Annotated in this window: 13 protein-coding genes; 4 read left to right on the forward strand and 9 right to left on the reverse strand. The window is 61.6% G+C overall.

Annotated elements, in window-relative coordinates; all coding sequences use genetic code 11:
* Positions 1–6: 6 nt before the first annotated feature.
* Positions 7–609: a transcriptional regulator BetI gene (gene betI, locus BFQ00_RS17760; RefSeq protein WP_057723583.1), complete on the reverse strand. Its 603-nt coding sequence runs from the start codon at positions 607–609 to the stop codon at positions 7–9.
* A gap of 390 nt (positions 610–999) precedes the next feature.
* Here betI and BFQ00_RS17765 point away from each other — a divergent pair, with 390 nt between their 5' ends.
* Positions 1,000–2,934: a BCCT family transporter gene (locus tag BFQ00_RS17765; RefSeq protein ID WP_237140441.1), complete on the forward strand. Its 1,935-nt coding sequence runs from the start codon at positions 1,000–1,002 to the stop codon at positions 2,932–2,934.
* Positions 2,935–3,068: 134 nt separating this feature from the next.
* Here the strand turns inward: BFQ00_RS17765 and choV are convergent, their stop codons facing one another.
* The 3 genes from choV to BFQ00_RS17780 all read right to left on the reverse strand — a co-directional run bounded on the left by choV (position 3,069) and on the right by BFQ00_RS17780 (position 6,106).
* Complete coding sequence (gene choV, locus BFQ00_RS17770; RefSeq protein ID WP_065934256.1) at positions 3,069–4,247, reverse strand: choline ABC transporter ATP-binding protein; 1,179 nt, start codon at positions 4,245–4,247, stop codon at positions 3,069–3,071.
* Positions 4,244–5,089: a choline ABC transporter permease subunit gene (gene choW / locus BFQ00_RS17775; protein WP_003194913.1), complete on the reverse strand. Its 846-nt coding sequence runs from the start codon at positions 5,087–5,089 to the stop codon at positions 4,244–4,246. The genes choV and choW overlap by 4 nt, the downstream gene beginning before the upstream one ends.
* 69 nt (positions 5,090–5,158) lie before the next feature.
* Positions 5,159–6,106 (reverse strand): choline ABC transporter substrate-binding protein, encoded by a 948-nt coding sequence (locus BFQ00_RS17780; RefSeq protein WP_065885425.1) that lies wholly within the window; start codon positions 6,104–6,106, stop codon positions 5,159–5,161.
* A gap of 416 nt (positions 6,107–6,522) precedes the next feature.
* On the opposite strand from BFQ00_RS17780, the gene BFQ00_RS17785 reads away from it, so the two are divergent.
* Together BFQ00_RS17785 and BFQ00_RS17790 are read left to right on the forward strand one after the other, a co-directional pair.
* Positions 6,523–7,899 (forward strand): L-serine ammonia-lyase, encoded by a 1,377-nt coding sequence (locus BFQ00_RS17785; protein ID WP_065934257.1) that lies wholly within the window; start codon positions 6,523–6,525, stop codon positions 7,897–7,899.
* A gap of 490 nt (positions 7,900–8,389) precedes the next feature.
* Positions 8,390–9,493 carry a choline metabolism transcriptional regulator GbdR gene (locus BFQ00_RS17790; RefSeq protein WP_065885427.1) on the forward strand — a complete coding sequence of 368 codons (1,104 nt, stop codon included), beginning with the start codon at positions 8,390–8,392 and terminating at the stop codon, positions 9,491–9,493.
* Positions 9,494–9,623: 130 nt separating this feature from the next.
* On the opposite strand, the gene BFQ00_RS17795 is transcribed toward BFQ00_RS17790, so the two are convergent.
* From BFQ00_RS17795 to BFQ00_RS17815, 5 genes are all read right to left on the reverse strand, one after another.
* A complete protein-coding gene (locus BFQ00_RS17795) occupies positions 9,624–9,887 on the reverse strand; it encodes a hypothetical protein (protein WP_065885428.1) in 264 nt (87 codons plus the stop codon).
* A gap of 225 nt (positions 9,888–10,112) precedes the next feature.
* The gene (locus BFQ00_RS17800; RefSeq protein WP_065934258.1) at positions 10,113–10,604 is read right to left on the reverse strand and encodes a thioesterase family protein; all 492 of its coding nucleotides are present in this window, start codon (positions 10,602–10,604) and stop codon (positions 10,113–10,115) included.
* A 116-nt stretch (positions 10,605–10,720) separates the two neighbouring features.
* Positions 10,721–11,686, reverse strand: a complete 966-nt coding sequence (locus tag BFQ00_RS17805; protein ID WP_065934259.1) for an L-carnitine dehydrogenase — start codon at positions 11,684–11,686, stop codon at positions 10,721–10,723.
* 124 nt (positions 11,687–11,810) lie between these two features.
* On the reverse strand, positions 11,811–12,698 hold the full coding sequence (locus tag BFQ00_RS17810; protein ID WP_065896293.1) for a 3-keto-5-aminohexanoate cleavage protein: 888 nt from the start codon (positions 12,696–12,698) through the stop codon (positions 11,811–11,813).
* A gap of 73 nt (positions 12,699–12,771) precedes the next feature.
* On the reverse strand, positions 12,772–13,716 hold the full coding sequence (locus BFQ00_RS17815; RefSeq protein ID WP_065934260.1) for a choline ABC transporter substrate-binding protein: 945 nt from the start codon (positions 13,714–13,716) through the stop codon (positions 12,772–12,774).
* A gap of 193 nt (positions 13,717–13,909) precedes the next feature.
* On the opposite strand from BFQ00_RS17815, the gene BFQ00_RS17820 reads away from it, so the two are divergent.
* Positions 13,910–14,854 (forward strand): GlxA family transcriptional regulator, encoded by a 945-nt coding sequence (locus tag BFQ00_RS17820; RefSeq protein WP_065934261.1) that lies wholly within the window; start codon positions 13,910–13,912, stop codon positions 14,852–14,854.
* The last annotated feature ends 192 nt before the right edge of the window (positions 14,855–15,046 follow it).

The raw sequence follows: 15,046 nt of genomic DNA on the forward strand, positions 1-15,046 counted from the left end.
GAGCGGTTATGTGCTCTGACTCACCTGCTTGGCCAATTGGAAATCCATGTATTCGTGAGCAATGCGTTGCGCCTGCTCCGTGTCGAAAGCGTCTCCCGACAGGGCACCGCGCAACCACAAACCGTCGATCAGGGCCGCCAGGCCTCGGGCTGCGCTGCGTGCTTCGGGCAACGGCAGCGCACGGCGGAACTGGCAGCACAGGTTGGAATACAGACGTTGATCGTTGATCCGCTGCAACCTGTGCAAAGACGGGTGGTGCATGCTGGAGGCCCAGAAGGCCAGCCAGGTTTTCATTGCCGGGCCGTTGACCTGGCTGGCGTCGAAGTTGCCGGCGACGATCACCTGAAGGTGGGCGCGCGGGCTGTCATCCTTCAACGCTTGTCGACGTGCGTGGATGTTTTCCATCAGCACGCTCATCAAGTACTGCATCGTCGCTGCGATCAGGCCGTTCTTGTCCCGAAAGTAGTGACTGATGATGCCGTTCGAGACGCCTGCCAAACGGGCGATCAGCGCAATGCTGGCATCTCCCATTCCGACTTGATCGATGGCCGTCATCGTGGCTTCGATCAACTGCTGGCGGCGTATGGGTTGCATACCGACCTTGGGCATGTAGCACCTCTCCTTTGGCCTGCCGACAGGCGATCCACGTCCGTCGGCTTGAAGGCCAGTCTATTTTGTTTTGATTGAACGTTCAATCAACAAAGAATAAGCTCTGCGACAAATGGTCGCTGCCTACAGAAGTTTCCTACCTGAGAGCCGCGACCTCTGACACCTGCTAAAACCCCTGAAACAGGCCGTATCAGGGCTTGGGCACCGCTTCGGCGGGGTCCGGGATTTTCGGGATGTCTTTATAACACCCGTCCGTCGACTGCCGAAAAATCGATGTCCCGGGATAACCGTTGCCTTGTGTTTCTCTCTCGCACTGCCCGGAGCATCTGCGCCATGAGTTCTGCCTCTCTTATAAAGACTCCGCCCGAAAAGGTGCGGGTCAACGGTTGGGTGTTCTACACCTCCACCGCGCTGATTCTGTTGTTGACCGCCATTCTGATCATCGCCCCGCAGGAGGCCGGGCGCATGCTCGGCGTCGCCCAGGCCTGGCTGTCGAAAAGCTTCGGCTGGTACTACATGGTGGTCATCGCCGCCTACCTGGTGTTCGTGGTCGGACTGGCGTTTTCGTCCTATGGCAAATTGAAACTGGGCAGCAAGGACGACACCCCGGACTTCAGCTACGGCGCCTGGGCCGGCATGCTGTTCTCGTCGGGCATCGGCATTTCGCTGCTGTACTTCGGCGCCTCCGAGCCGCTGGATCACTACTTCAACCCGCCCGAAGGCGCGGCTGCCAGCAATGGCGCGGCACGTCAGGCCCTGCAACTGACCTTCCTGCACTGGGGCCTGCATGGCTGGGCGATCTATGCGCTGGTCGGCCTGGCCGTGGCGTACTTCGCGTATCGCCATAACCAGCCGCTGGCCTTGCGTTCGGCGCTGTACCCGCTGGTGGGCGAGCGCTGGGTAAAAGGCGCGGCCGGCCACGCGGTGGACGGTTTCGGCATGTTCGTGACCTTGCTCGGCCTGGTGACCAACCTGGGGATTGGTGCGATGCAGGTGTCGTCGGGGCTTGAAAACCTGTTCGGCATGGCGCACAGCAACACCAACCTGCTGATCGTGATCATCGTGATGAGCACCGTGGCGACCATCGCGGCGGTGTCGGGCGTGGAGAACGGCATTCGCCGCCTGTCCAACCTCAACATCGTCTTGTTCAGCGGCTTGCTGATTTTCGTGCTGCTGTTCGGCCCAACCCTGCACTTGCTCAACGGCCTGGTGCAGAACACCGGTGACTACCTCAACGGTATCGTGCTGAAAACCTTCGACCTCTACGTGTATGAAGGCGACGGCGCCAAGACCGAACGCTGGATGGGCCTGTGGACCCTGTTCTACTGGGCCTGGTGGATTTCCTGGGCACCTTTCGTGGGCATGTTCATTGCGCGTATTTCCCGTGGGCGGACCGTGCGTGAACTGGTGGCCGGCGTGCTGCTGATCCCGCTGGGCTTCACCCTGGCGTGGTTGTCGATCTTCGGCAACTCGGCGCTGGACCTGGTGCTGAACCATGGCGCCGTGGAGCTGGGCAAGACCGCGCTGGAACAACCGTCCATGGCGATCTACCAGTTGCTTGAGCATTACCCGGCGTCGAAAGTCGTCATCGGTGTGTCGATCTTCGTCGGCTTTGTGCTGTTCCTGACGCCGGCGGATTCCGGCGCGGTGATGATGGCCAACCTGTCGTGCAAGGGCGGCAACGTGGATGAAGATGCGCCGCACTGGCTGCGCATCTTCTGGTCGGCGGTGATTACCCTGGTGACCATCGGCCTGCTGTTCGCCGGCAACTTCGAAGCCATGCAGACCATGGTGGTGCTGGCGGGGCTGCCGTTCTCGGTGGTGCTGATTCTGTTCATGTTCGGTTTGCACAAGGCCATGCGCCAGGATGTGGCCATCGAACAGGAGCAGGCGCAGTTGGCTGAACGCGGGCGTCGCGGCTTCAGCGAGCGCTTGACCGCACTGGACCTGCAACCGAGCCAGGGCACCGTGCAACGCTTTATGGACAAGCACGTCACGCCGGCGCTTGAAGAAGCGGCGACGGCGTTGCGTGAACAGGGTTTGCACGTGCAGACGCTGCTGGGCAAATCCAAGCGCTGCATCGGTGTGCGGATCGAGATGGAAGAGGGCAACCCGTTTGTCTACGAAGTCAGCCTGGATGCCTACTCGTCGGCGCCGGCTGACTTGCCTGAAGAAGAGCGCACGCGTTATTACCGTGCCGAGGTGTACCTGCACAACGGGCCTCAGGAATACGACCTGATGGGCTTCACCCAGGAGCAGATCACCCGGGATGTGCTCGATCAGTTTGAAAGCCATCGGCAACTCCTTGGCCGGGTCTATAGCTGATAGTTGAAGCCTGATGGTGCCTTAAATGTGGGAGGGGGCTTGCCCCCGATGGCTGTGTATCAGTAACAGGTGTACTGACTGACACACTGCCATCGGGGGCAAGCCCCCTCCCACATTTTGCTTGGCAGTGTTTGCTAGCCCAGGTTCTTGCCCAGCAGGGCATGGTAGAGCTCGCTGTCACCCAGGATGCCCACCACCTTGTTGTTGTCATGCAGCACCAGCTTGTTGCCTGTCTGATACCGAATCTGCAACGCATCGCGCATGCCGATGTTGGAGTCCACCAGGGTCGGCACCCGGCCCAGACCTTCCACCGCTTGCCCCGGCGCCCAGTTCTGCAGGTTCATCACCACGCCGTTCTGCCGCGCGCCCTGGATGGTGTTGCCTTCGGCCAGGTCCAGCCAGGAGTCGCCGCCCGGGTCCAGGCATACCGAACCGTTGACCCGCGTGCAGTTGTCCAGCGTCCGCATCAGGCTGCGGCCGCACAGCACGTTCAGCGGGTTGGTATGGGCGACGAAGGTGCGCACATAGTCGTCCGCCGGGTTCAGCACGATCTCTTCCGGCACGCTGTACTGGATGATCTTGCCGTCTTTCATGATCGCGATGCGGCTGCCCAGCTTGAGGGCCTCGTCGAGGTCGTGGCTGACGAACACGATGGTCTTGTTCAGCTTGCGCTGCAGTTCCAGCAGTTCATCCTGCAGGCCCTGGCGAATCAGCGGGTCGAGGGCGGAGAAGGGTTCGTCCATCAGCAGGATATCGGCGTCCATCGCCAGCGCACGGGCCAGGCCGACGCGCTGTTGCATGCCGCCGGACAGCTCGTCCGGCTTCTTGTTGCGCCATTGGGTCAGGCCCACCAGTTCGAGTTTTTCGTCGACCAGCGCGCGCCGTTCCTTTTCCGGGCGACCCTGCATTTCCAGGCCGAAGCTGATGTTCTCGCGCACGGTCAGCCAGGGCATCAGGGCGAACTTCTGGAACACCATGGCGATGCGTTTGGTGCGCATCATTTTCAGCTCGGCCGGCGTGCAGGAGGCGATGTCGATCTGGCGCCCCTCGTGCTCGACAAACAGTTGGCCACGGCTGACCGTGTTGAGGCCGTTGATGCAGCGCAGCAGACTGGATTTGCCGGAGCCCGACAGGCCCATCAGCACACAGATCTCGCCTTTCTCGATATCCAGGCTGGCGTTTTCCACGCCGACAATCTGCCCGGTCTTTTTCAGGATTTCGTTACGGCTCATGCCCTGGTCCAGCAGCTTGAGCGCTTCGCGTGGGTCTTTGGAAAAGATCACGTCGACTTTGTCGAATCGGATAATGCTCATGCATCACCCCCTACTTTGGCGTCGGGTTGTTTGCAGATACGGTCGAGCATGATGGCCAGCAATACGATTGCCAGGCCCGCTTCAAAGCCCAGGGCGATATCGGCCGTGTTCAGTGCGTTGACCACCGGCTTGCCGAGGCCGTCGGCACCCACCAGCGCCGCGATCACCACCATCGACAACGACAGCATGATGCATTGGGTAATGCCGGCGGCGATGCTCGGCATGGCGTGGGGCAGTTCAATGCGCGAGAGCAACTGGCGGCGCGAGCAGCCGAAGGCCTTGCCGGCGTCCATCAGCTCCTGCGGAACGTCGCGGATACCCAGGTAGGTCAGGCGGATGGGCGCGGCAATCGCGAACACCACGGTGGAAATCAGCCCGGGCACCACACCCAGCCCGAAGAGGGTCAGGGTAGGGATGAGGTAGACGAAGGTCGGCACGGTCTGCATCAGATCGAGTACCGGCCGCATCATGGTGTAGAACATCGGCTTGTGCGCGGCAACAATGCCCAGCGGCACGCCGATGACCACGCAGACCAGGGTGGCGAACAGCACCTGGGCGAGGGTTTCCATGGTTTCCTGCCAGTACCCCAGGTTGAGGATCAGCAGGAAGGAGGCAATGACGAACACCGTCAGGCCCCATTTGCGTTGAATAAAGTGAGCCAGCAGCGCAATCAGACCGATCAATGCCAGCGGATTGAACCAGGTCAGCGCAAACGTCACGCCGTGGATCATCGTTTCCAGTGTCGATGCGATTGCGTCGAAGTAGTTGGCACCGTGTTGGGTCAACCAGTCGACGAAGGCAGCGATGTACTGGCCTAGTGGGATTTTCTGTTCAGTCAGCATGGTAGTGAATGTCCACATGCGAAGGGGAATACATCCCGGGGCAGCGCACCGCCCCGGGGTCAGCGGGTGCTATTTGGCGAGGTAAGCCTTGACGGCATCGAGTCCTGGTTTGCCATCGACGGTGGTGACACCGGCGAGCCAGGTGTCGAGCACTTGCGGGTTCTTCTGCAGCCAGGCCTTGGCGGCGGCGTCGGCCTTCATCTTGTCGTCCAGGACGTTACCCATCAGGGTGCTTTCCATGTCCAGCGTGAACACCAGGTTTTTCAGCAACTGGCCAACGTTGCTGCATTCCTGGGTGTAGCCCTTGCGGGTGTTGGTGTAGATGGTGGCCTGGCCGTAGTTGGGGCCGAACGAATCGTCACCCCCGGTCAGGTACTTCATCTTGAAGCGGGTGTTCATCGGGTGCGGCTCCCAGCCCAGGAACACGATGGCCTGGTTGCGCTTTGAGGCGCGTTCAACCTGGGAGAGCATCCCGGCTTCACTGGATTCGACCACCTTGAAACCGGCGGTCTTGAGGCCGAAGGCGTCTTTGTCGATCAATGTCTGGATGGTGCGGTTGCCGTCGTTGCCCGGTTCGATGCCGTAGATCTTGCCGCCCAGCTCATCCTTGAATTTGGCGATGTCGGCGAAGTCTTTCAGGCCCTTGTCATACAGCGCCTCGGGCACCGCCAGGGTGTATTTGGCGTTCTCCAGGTTGGCGCGTACGGTTTCCACGGTGCCGGCTTCGCGGTACTGCTTGATGTCGTTTTCCATGGTCGGCATCCAGTTGCCGAGGAAAATGTCCATGTTCTTGCCGTCGGCCAGGGACTTGTAGGTCACTGGGACCGAAATCATCGTGGTGCGCGGCTTGTAGCCCAGGCCCTTGAGGATTTCGCTGGTGGTCGCGGTGGTGACGGTGATGTCGGTCCAGCCGACATCGGAGAAGTTGACGGTCTTGCACTGTTCCGGTTCTGCGGCGTGCGCCATGACCGGCAGACTCAGCATGGCGGCCAACAACAACGAGGGTGAACCTTTCATCGGGGTAGACTCCTGTGTTTTTTCTGGCGGCATTCGCCGCGCTTTATAGGTGCTGCTATTGGAGTGTGTGTTGGACAGCTCTGGCACGGTGCCTTGCAAACGAGTCGTGACTGATCATGTACCAGTGAAAATCTGACGCCTACAGGGGGCGTCGTATCCAGTACAGGGAGGGTCGCATCCAGTACCGATGACGTCGCTTACAGATTTTTCCAAAGGTAAAACCGCTGTTTTTACCCTTCTGCACCGCAAAAAACGCCCAAAACAGGCCATTACACGCGAGCGACGCTGGTGAGCATGGATGCGTCGGTGTGAGACGCCGTGAGCGGCCGCAAAAGCCTGATGATGCGGCCATCTGGGCGATCTGAGCGTAGCACCTCGTTCAAGCCTGGCCGTGCTTATCGAGGAGTTCTACCGCAATGGCTATCAGTGTTTTCGACCTGTTCAAGATCGGCATCGGGCCTTCGAGTTCTCACACCGTCGGCCCCATGCGCGCCGCCGCGCTGTTCGTTCAAGGCTTGCGCGAGCGTGATCTGTTGGACCAGGTTCGGCGCGTCGAGGTGCAACTCTACGGCTCCTTGTCGGCCACCGGCATCGGCCATGGCAGTGACACCGCCACCATCATGGGCTTGATGGGCGAATGGCCGGACGCAATCGACCCGTCGCAGATCGGCGTGCGTATTCACACGCTGCGCGAAACCGACACCTTGTTGCTCGACGGCCGTCTGCCGGTGCCGTTCGTATGGTCACGGGACATGCGCCTGCTCGACGAAAACCTGCCGTTCCATCCCAACGCCATGACCCTGGTGGTGTGGGGGGATGACGGCGAGTTGCACCGCGACACCTACTACTCGGTGGGCGGCGGCTTTGTGGTGGATGAAGCCCAGGCGCAAAGTGGCGTGGCCGATATGGACGGCACCGTACTGCCTTACGATTTCTCCAGCGCGGCCGAGTTGCTGCAGCTGTGCAAGACCCACAACCTGCGGGTCGCCGAACTGATGCTGGCCAACGAAAAGACCTGGCGCTCCGAAGAAGAGATCCGCAGCGGCCTGATGAAACTCTGGCGTGCCATGCAGGATTGCGTGGAGCAGGGCCTCAAGCACGAAGGCATCCTGCCCGGCGGTCTCAACGTGCGCCGTCGCGCTGCCAGGCTGCACCGCAGCCTGCAGGAACTGGGCAAGCCGAATGTGATCGGTTCGACCTTGAGCGCCATGGAGTGGGTCAACCTGTTCGCCCTGGCGGTCAACGAAGAAAACGCCGCCGGTGGGCGCATGGTCACCGCACCCACCAATGGCGCGGCGGGGATCATTCCGGCCGTGCTGCATTACTTTATGAAGTTCAGTGAAGAAGTGACTGAGGCCAACGTGGTCGACTATCTGCTCGGCGCGGCGGCAGTGGGCATTCTGTGCAAGAAGAACGCCTCGATCTCCGGTGCCGAAGTCGGTTGCCAGGGCGAAGTGGGTTCCGCCTGCGCCATGGCCGCAGCGGGCCTGGCCGAAATTCTCGGCGCCACGCCGGAGCAACTGTGCAACGCTGCGGAAATCGGTCTGGAACACAACCTGGGCCTGACCTGCGACCCGGTGGGCGGCCTGGTGCAAGTGCCGTGTATCGAGCGTAATGCGATTGCGGCGGTCAAGGCGATCAATGCGGCGCAGATGGCCTTGCGCGGCGACGGCCAGCACTTTATTTCCCTGGACCGGGTGATCCGCACCATGCGCGATACCGGGGCGGATATGCACGACAAGTACAAAGAAACGTCGCGCGGCGGGTTGGCGGTCAGCGCTGTTGAGTGCTGAGACCGCGTCGCCTGCTATCGGGGGCAAGCCCCCTCCCACAGGGGAACGCATTTCGACTGTGGGAGGGGGCTTGCCCCCGATAGCGGTAGTGCGCTCAATATTGCTCACAAAGTGAACACCCCAATCAAAACCGCCACCTTTTAGCGCGTCGCAAATAGATAAGTAGCCTGCGAACGATTTACCCCTCCGTTACCCGTCCCCCGTGCTTTGGGTGACAGACTTTTCCTACGCCCGCAAAGCGCCTTCCCACAAGTGCTACCGTTCTGCTCACGGCCCTTGAACACTCATCCTGTGCGTTATATCCCACGTTTAATGCGCGGGCTTATATAGACGCGTCAACAGGTCGTTTTCAGGATTTGTTGAATGGCCATTCAAATTTAGGCATGGCATTTGCTCTATCAATTCAAAGCCTCTGTCCTTGCAAGGGATGAGCGCAATAACAAGAGCCTCGCCTGAGGCCATCACCCGCTTTGTGTGAGGAGATACTGTGATGACGTCGTCCAACTCCGGGGGCCAACCCCAGAACCGTGCGCCTCAATCCATCGGCTTTCTGCTGCTGGACAATTTCACGCTGATTTCCCTGGCGTCGGCCGTGGAACCGCTGCGCATGGCCAACCAGCTGTCCGGCCGCGAGCTGTATCGCTGGACAACCCTGAGTGTCGACGGCAACCAGGTGTGGGCCAGCGATGGCCTGCAGATCACGCCCGATGCCGCGATGCACAAGGCCCCGGTGCTGGACACGGTGATTGTCTGCGGCGGCGTCGGCATCCAGCGCACCGTCACCCGCGAACACGTGTCGTGGCTGCAAAGCCAGGCGCGCCAGTCCCGGCGTCTCGGGGCGGTGTGCACCGGCAGTTGGGCCCTGGCCTGCGCGGGTCTGCTCGATGGTTTTGATTGCAGCGTGCACTGGGAATGCCTGGCGTCGATGCAGGAAGCGTTCCCCCGCGTAGCCATGAGCACCCGCCTGTTCACCCTCGACCGCAACCGCTTTACCAGCTCCGGCGGCACCGCGCCGTTGGACATGATGCTGCACCTGATCAGCCGCGACCACGGCCGTGAACTGTCGGCAGCGATCTCCGAGATGTTTGTGTACGAACGCATCCGTAACGAACAGGATCACCAGCGCGTGCCGCTCAAGCACATGCTCGGCACCAACCAGCCCAAGCTGCAGGAAATCGTTGCGTTGATGGAAGCCAACCTGGAAGAGCCGATCGACCTGGACGAACTGGCGGTGTACGTCGCCGTGTCGCGTCGCCAGCTGGAGCGGCTGTTCCAGAAATACCTGCACTGTTCGCCGTCGCGCTATTACCTCAAGTTGCGCTTGATCCGTGCGCGGCAGTTGCTCAAGCAGACACCGATGTCGATCATCGAAGTGGCGTCGGTGTGCGGGTTTGTGTCCACGCCGCATTTTTCCAAGTGCTACCGCGAATACTTCGGCATTCCGCCACGGGATGAGCGCGTAGGTTCCAACACCACCCAGCAAGTGGCGATGATGCCGATTCCGCAGGCACTGGTGTTGTCACCGCTGTCGGGGCCGATGTCGGCGTTGAGCCAGGCGCGCAATGAGTCGACGTTCGCCAGCGTAAGGCTCTGACACTGGCCGCTTAAAATTGTAGGAGCGAGCTTGCTCGCGAAAAACTCAAGATCGCGGTGGGGTATCTGAGGCCCCGCGTCATCGTTGACGATCTTCGCGAGCAAGCTCGCTCCTACAGGGAGAGTGTCTCTCAGGCGCCAGAGTTCTGCTTGAACTGCATCAAAGCCGGCAACAACTGCTTATCGATCGCCTGCCGCACCGCCGGCAGAATCGTCGCCTTGCCGGTGTACATCTGTTCCACCATGCCCTTGAGCGCCCTGGCCCGCGCTTCGCTCAAACCGCGTACCGCACACTCGCATGCCTGCTCGGCCGTGGCACCGCTGGACACTTCAAAACCCAGCGAGCGCAGTTGGCTCAGCAGGTCATCCTGGTCAATCAAATCCGCGTGCATCATGACGTTTATCCTGGTGTAGGGAACGGTGATTGAGCTCGATTCTGGTAGGCCCCCGGCCGGTGGGCAAGCGCAGAATCGAGCAATGCCTCGGATGGCTATGAACAGGTCGTTTTCGGGTTACTCAGGCTTGCAGGTAATAGGCACACTGGCGCCAGGCACGCAGCTTGATGGTTTGGTCACCCTCGGGATGCACGGCTCACACAAGGCACCTCTGCCCCGATCCAGTCACGGCTGGTTCGGGGCTTTTTTTGCCGGCAAACCGATGACCCGGCCGAGCAGGGCGGGCCGTGGCAGCTCGGCCTGTGCAGCGCTGATTGCGGTGAGCTTGTGCAGCGTGGCCTCAGTGAACGGCGTTGCGTGCGGACCGGCCAGGTCGACATGCAGCAGCATCTGTTCGTTGCCGGCCAGCTCCTTTTCATCACCCAGCAGATGCAGGCTGTGATAGAGGTGCAGGCGCTTGGCATCAAAGGCGATCAGTTGGGTGCGCACCTCGACCTCGGCCCCCAGCTTCACTTCGTGCAGGTAGTTCAAATGCAGCTCCAGGGTGAACAGCGAGTGGCCGCTGGCTTCGCGGTTGTCGCTGTCCAGGCCCAGGGTGTCCATCAGCGCGTCGGTGGCGTAGCTGAAGATCAGCAGGTAGAACGCGTCGCGCAGGTGGCCGTTGTAGTCCACCCAGTCGGGCTGGATTTTGGTGGTGTAGGTTTTCAATGCGGACATGGTCTTCTGTACTCGGTAAAAAAATGTGGGAGGGGGCTTGCCCCCGATGGCGGTGTGTCAGTGGCAGATGGGCTGGCTGACCCACCGCTATCGGGGGCAAGCCCCCTCCCACAGTGTTATTCGGCAAAGGTCATGCCGTGCTTGGCCTTGGTGGTTTTCACCGCCTCCAGCACCGCCAGCAGGCAATCATCACGATAGCGCTCCAGCGCCGAAATGCTGTGGCTGCCCAGTTGGTCGCTGGTGCCGGCAACCACATCGTCAATCAGCGTGTCGGTCAATTCGGGCGCGGGCAGATACGTCCACGGCAACTGCAATGCCGGGCCGAACTGCGCCATGAAGTGGCGCATGCCCGCGTCGCCGCCCGCCAGCGTGTAGGTGAGGAAGGTGCCCATGAACGACCAGCGCAGGCCGGCGCCAAAACGAATCGCATCGTCGATTTCACCGGTGGTCGCCACGCCATCGTTGACCAGATGCAGCGCCTCGCGCCACAGCGCTTCCAGGAGTCGGTCGGCAATGAACCCAGGCACTTCCTTGCGCACGTGCAGGGGGCGCATGCCGAGGGATTCATACACCTTGATGGCGGCCTGGATCGCCTCCGGCGCGGTGCGTTTGCCGCCCACCACTTCCACCAGGGGCAACAGGTACACCGGGTTGAAGGGGTGGCCGACCACGCAGCGTTCGGGGTGGGTCGAGTCCTCATAGAATTCGCTCGGCAGCAGCCCTGACGTGCTCGAGCCGATCAACGCATCCGGCTTGGCTGCTGCGCTGATCTGGCGGTGCAATTGCAACTTCAGCTCCAGGCGTTCCGGGGCGCTTTCCTGGATAAAGTCGGCGTCTTTGACGCACGCTTCGATGGTGGCGACAAAGCGCAGGCGATCCTGGGAAGCGCCCGGGGCCAAGCCTTGTTTCTCCAGCGCGCCCCAGGCATTGGCGACACGTTTGCGCAGCGCCGCCTCGGCACCGGGCGCCGGGTCCCAGGCCACGACATCCAGGCCGTGGGCGAGGGCGCGGGATACCCAGCCGCTGCCGATAACACCGCTGCCGAGGGCGGCGAAGGTTTTGATTTCTGTGATAAAGCGCATGGGTGCATTCCTAAAGAGTTTGGTGATCCCCTGTGGGAGGGGGCTTGCCCCCGATGGCGGTGCGTCAGTCGATGCATTCGTTACTGATCCACCGCAATCGGGGGCAAGCCCCCTCCCACATTTTTTATCCGCGCTTGGTCAGGCCCATCTTCACGCGGCCTTCCGCCGGGGTCATGACCCGCGCCCCCAGGCGGCTGAGGATTTCACTGGCGCGCTCCACCAGTTGGCCATTGGTGGCGAGCACGCCCTTGTCCAGCCACAGGTTGTCTTCCAGGCCGACCCGCACGTTGCCGCCCAGCAACACCGCTTGCGCTGCCATCGGCATCTGCATGCGGCCAATGCCGAAGCCGGCCCACACCGCGTCGGCGGGCAGGTTGTCGACCATGGCTTTCATGGTGGTGGTGTCGGCCGGAGCGCCCCACGGGATGCCCAGGCACAGTTGAAACAGTGGGTTGTCGAGCAGGCCTTCCTTGATCATCTGCTTGGCGAACCACAGGTGGCCGGTGTCGAAGATTTCCAGCTCGGCCTTCACGCCCAGCTCTTGAATACGCTTGGCGCCCGCCCGCAGTTGCGCCGGGGTGGACACGTAAATGGTGTCGCCATCGCCGAAGTTCAGGGTGCCGCAGTCCAGGGTGCAGATTTCCGGCAGCAGTTCTTCCACATGCGCCAGGCGTGTCAGCGGGCCGACCAGGTCGGTGTTGGGACCGAACGCCATAGGGTGCTCGCCGCCGCCGATCTCCAGGTCGCCGCCCATGCCGGCGGTGAGGTTGACGATGATGTCGATGTCGGCTTCGCGGATGCGCTCCATCACTTCGCGGTACAGCGCCACGTCGCGGCTGAACTTGCCGGTGTGCGGGTCACGCACATGGCAGTGCACCACGGTCGCGCCGGCCTTGGCCGCTTCCACGGCGGCGGCTGCGATCTGTTTGGGGGTGACCGGTACGTGCGGGCTTCTGGCGCTGGTGTCGCCAGCACCGGTGAGTGCGCAGGTGATGATGACGTCGTGGTTCATGGGACGGTTCCTTACAGGCGTGGTGGTGCCGTTCGCGGCCTCAAATGGCCGCGAAACGGTGATTCGGAGAAGGTTATTGGCTGGTCAGTTTCAGATTGGCAGCGGCGGGTTTGCCGTCGAAGGTGGTCACGCCTTGCAGCCAGCGCGCCTGATCTTGCGGGTGATCTTTGAGCCACTGCCGGGCCGACTCAATGGGGTCCTTGTGATCCAGCAACGGCTGCATCATCCGGCTCTCATCGGCGGCGGTGAAGGTCAGGTTGGTCAGCAGTGTGTGCACGTTGGGACATTGCTCGGCGTAGGCCGGCGCAGTGACTGTCCACACGGTGGCCATGCCTTCGTTCGGGCCCAGGGCGTCGTCGCTGCCGGTGAGGTAGGTCATGGCGACGTTGACGTTCATCGGGTGCGGCGCCCAGCCGAAGAACACCACGGCTTCCTTGCGGCGTACCGCACGGTCAACGGCAGAGAGCATGGCCGCTTCACTGGATTCAACCAGCTGGAACTTGCCCAGGCCGAACTGATTCTTGGCGATCATCGCCTTGATCTGGGTATTGGCGCCCGAACCCGGCTCGATGCCGTAGATCTTGCCGCCCAGCTCTTTCTCGAACTTGGCGATATCGGCAAAGGTCTTCAGGCCCTTGTCCGCCAGGTAAGTGGGGACGGCGAGGGTGGCGCGGGCGTCTTCCAGGCTCGGTTTGTCGAGCACCTTGACTTGCCCGGCGTCGACGAACGGCGTGATGGTCTGGGTCATCAGCGGGTTCCAGTAGCCCAGGAACAGATCCAGGCGCTGGTCGCGGATGCCGGCAAAGATGATTTGCTGGGAGGCGCTGGTCTGTTTGGTTTTATAGCCGAGGCCGTCGAGCAACACTTGGGCCATGGCACTGGTGGCGATCACGTCGGTCCAGTTCACCACGCCCAGGCGTACGTTCTGGCATGAAGCGGCATCCGCTGCCATGACGTGGGTGCTCAAAATAGCGCTGACGCTGAGTGCAAGCACGCTGCGGCTGATCAGTCGGTTCATGGTGGAGCCCTCGGCAGGTCGTTATTGTGGGGTCCGGCGTCTTTGTGCGCCGTGCAGCCAAGTTACGTACCTTCGCCAGCGCCGAAACGCACAGCGGCGACCGGCTCTTGCACTGCAGCGACCTGCGCGCTTGAATCCGCCCTTGAACGGGAGTATCACAGTGCCACGCTGGTCGTCCCACGAGAGCGCCATCATGTCCCAGGATTTTTATTTTTTGCTGATGCCGGGGTTCTCGGCCATCGGCTTTATCTCTGGCCTTGAGCCGCTGCGCGTGGCCAATCGCTTTCGTGGCGAGTTGTACCGCTGGCACATATTGAGCGCCGACGGCGGTGCGGTGCTGGCGAGCAACGGCATGTCGGTCAACGCCGATGCCGCGCTGGAGCCGCTGAAAAAAGGCGCGACCTTATTGGTGGTGGCCGGCTTTGAACCCTTGCAGTTCGCTACGCCTGCCCTGGCGCACTGGTTGCGTCGCCTCGACCACGACGGTGCAACCCTCGGCGCCATCGACACAGGTGCCTGCGTGCTGGCCGAGGCGGGCCTGCTCGACGGCCACCGGCTGACCCTGCACTGGGAAGCCATCGACGCCTTCAAGGAGGCCTATCCGCACCTCAGCGTGACCCAGGAACTGTTCGAGATCGACCGCCGCCGCATCACCTGCGCCGGTGGCACCGCGTCCATCGACCTGATGCTCGACCTGATCGCCCAGGCCCACGGCCCGGACCTGGCCATCCAGGTCTCCGAGCAATTCGTGCTCGGCCGTATCCGCCCGCGCAAAGATCACCAGCGCATGCAAATCGCCACCCGCTACGGCATCAATAACAAGAAATTGGTGCAGGTGATCGGCGAAATGGAACAACACACCGAACCGCCCCTGAGCACCCTGGCCCTGGCCGACGCGATCAAAGTGACGCGCCGCCAACTGGAGCGCTTGTTCCGCCTGCACCTGAACGACACCCCGAGCAACTTCTACCTCGGCCTGCGCCTGGAAAAAGCCCGGAAACTGCTGCGCCAGAGCGGCATGAGTGTGCTGGAGGTGAGCATTGCGTGCGGGTTTGAATCGCCGTCTTATTTCACCCGGAGCTATCGGGCAAGGTTTGCGAAATGTCCGAGGGAGGATCGGCGACGGGAGGTGGTTTGATCGTTTTTTAGTCAATTAGGTATAAAAGCGGCCGGCACCGCTGATCAATGTGGGAGGGGGCTTGCCCCCGATGGCGGCCTCTGGGCCGACCAGGATGCTGGATCAGATCGAGTACATATCCGTTTCTGCGGTAACGGCCACTTAGGGTTCCGCCCTGACGGCGGCTCACTTTTGAAAAGCGCAAAAGTAAGC

Source organism: Pseudomonas sp. 28 E 9 (assembly GCF_900004785.1).
GTDB classification, from domain to species: domain Bacteria; phylum Pseudomonadota; class Gammaproteobacteria; order Pseudomonadales; family Pseudomonadaceae; genus Aquipseudomonas; species Aquipseudomonas orientalis_A.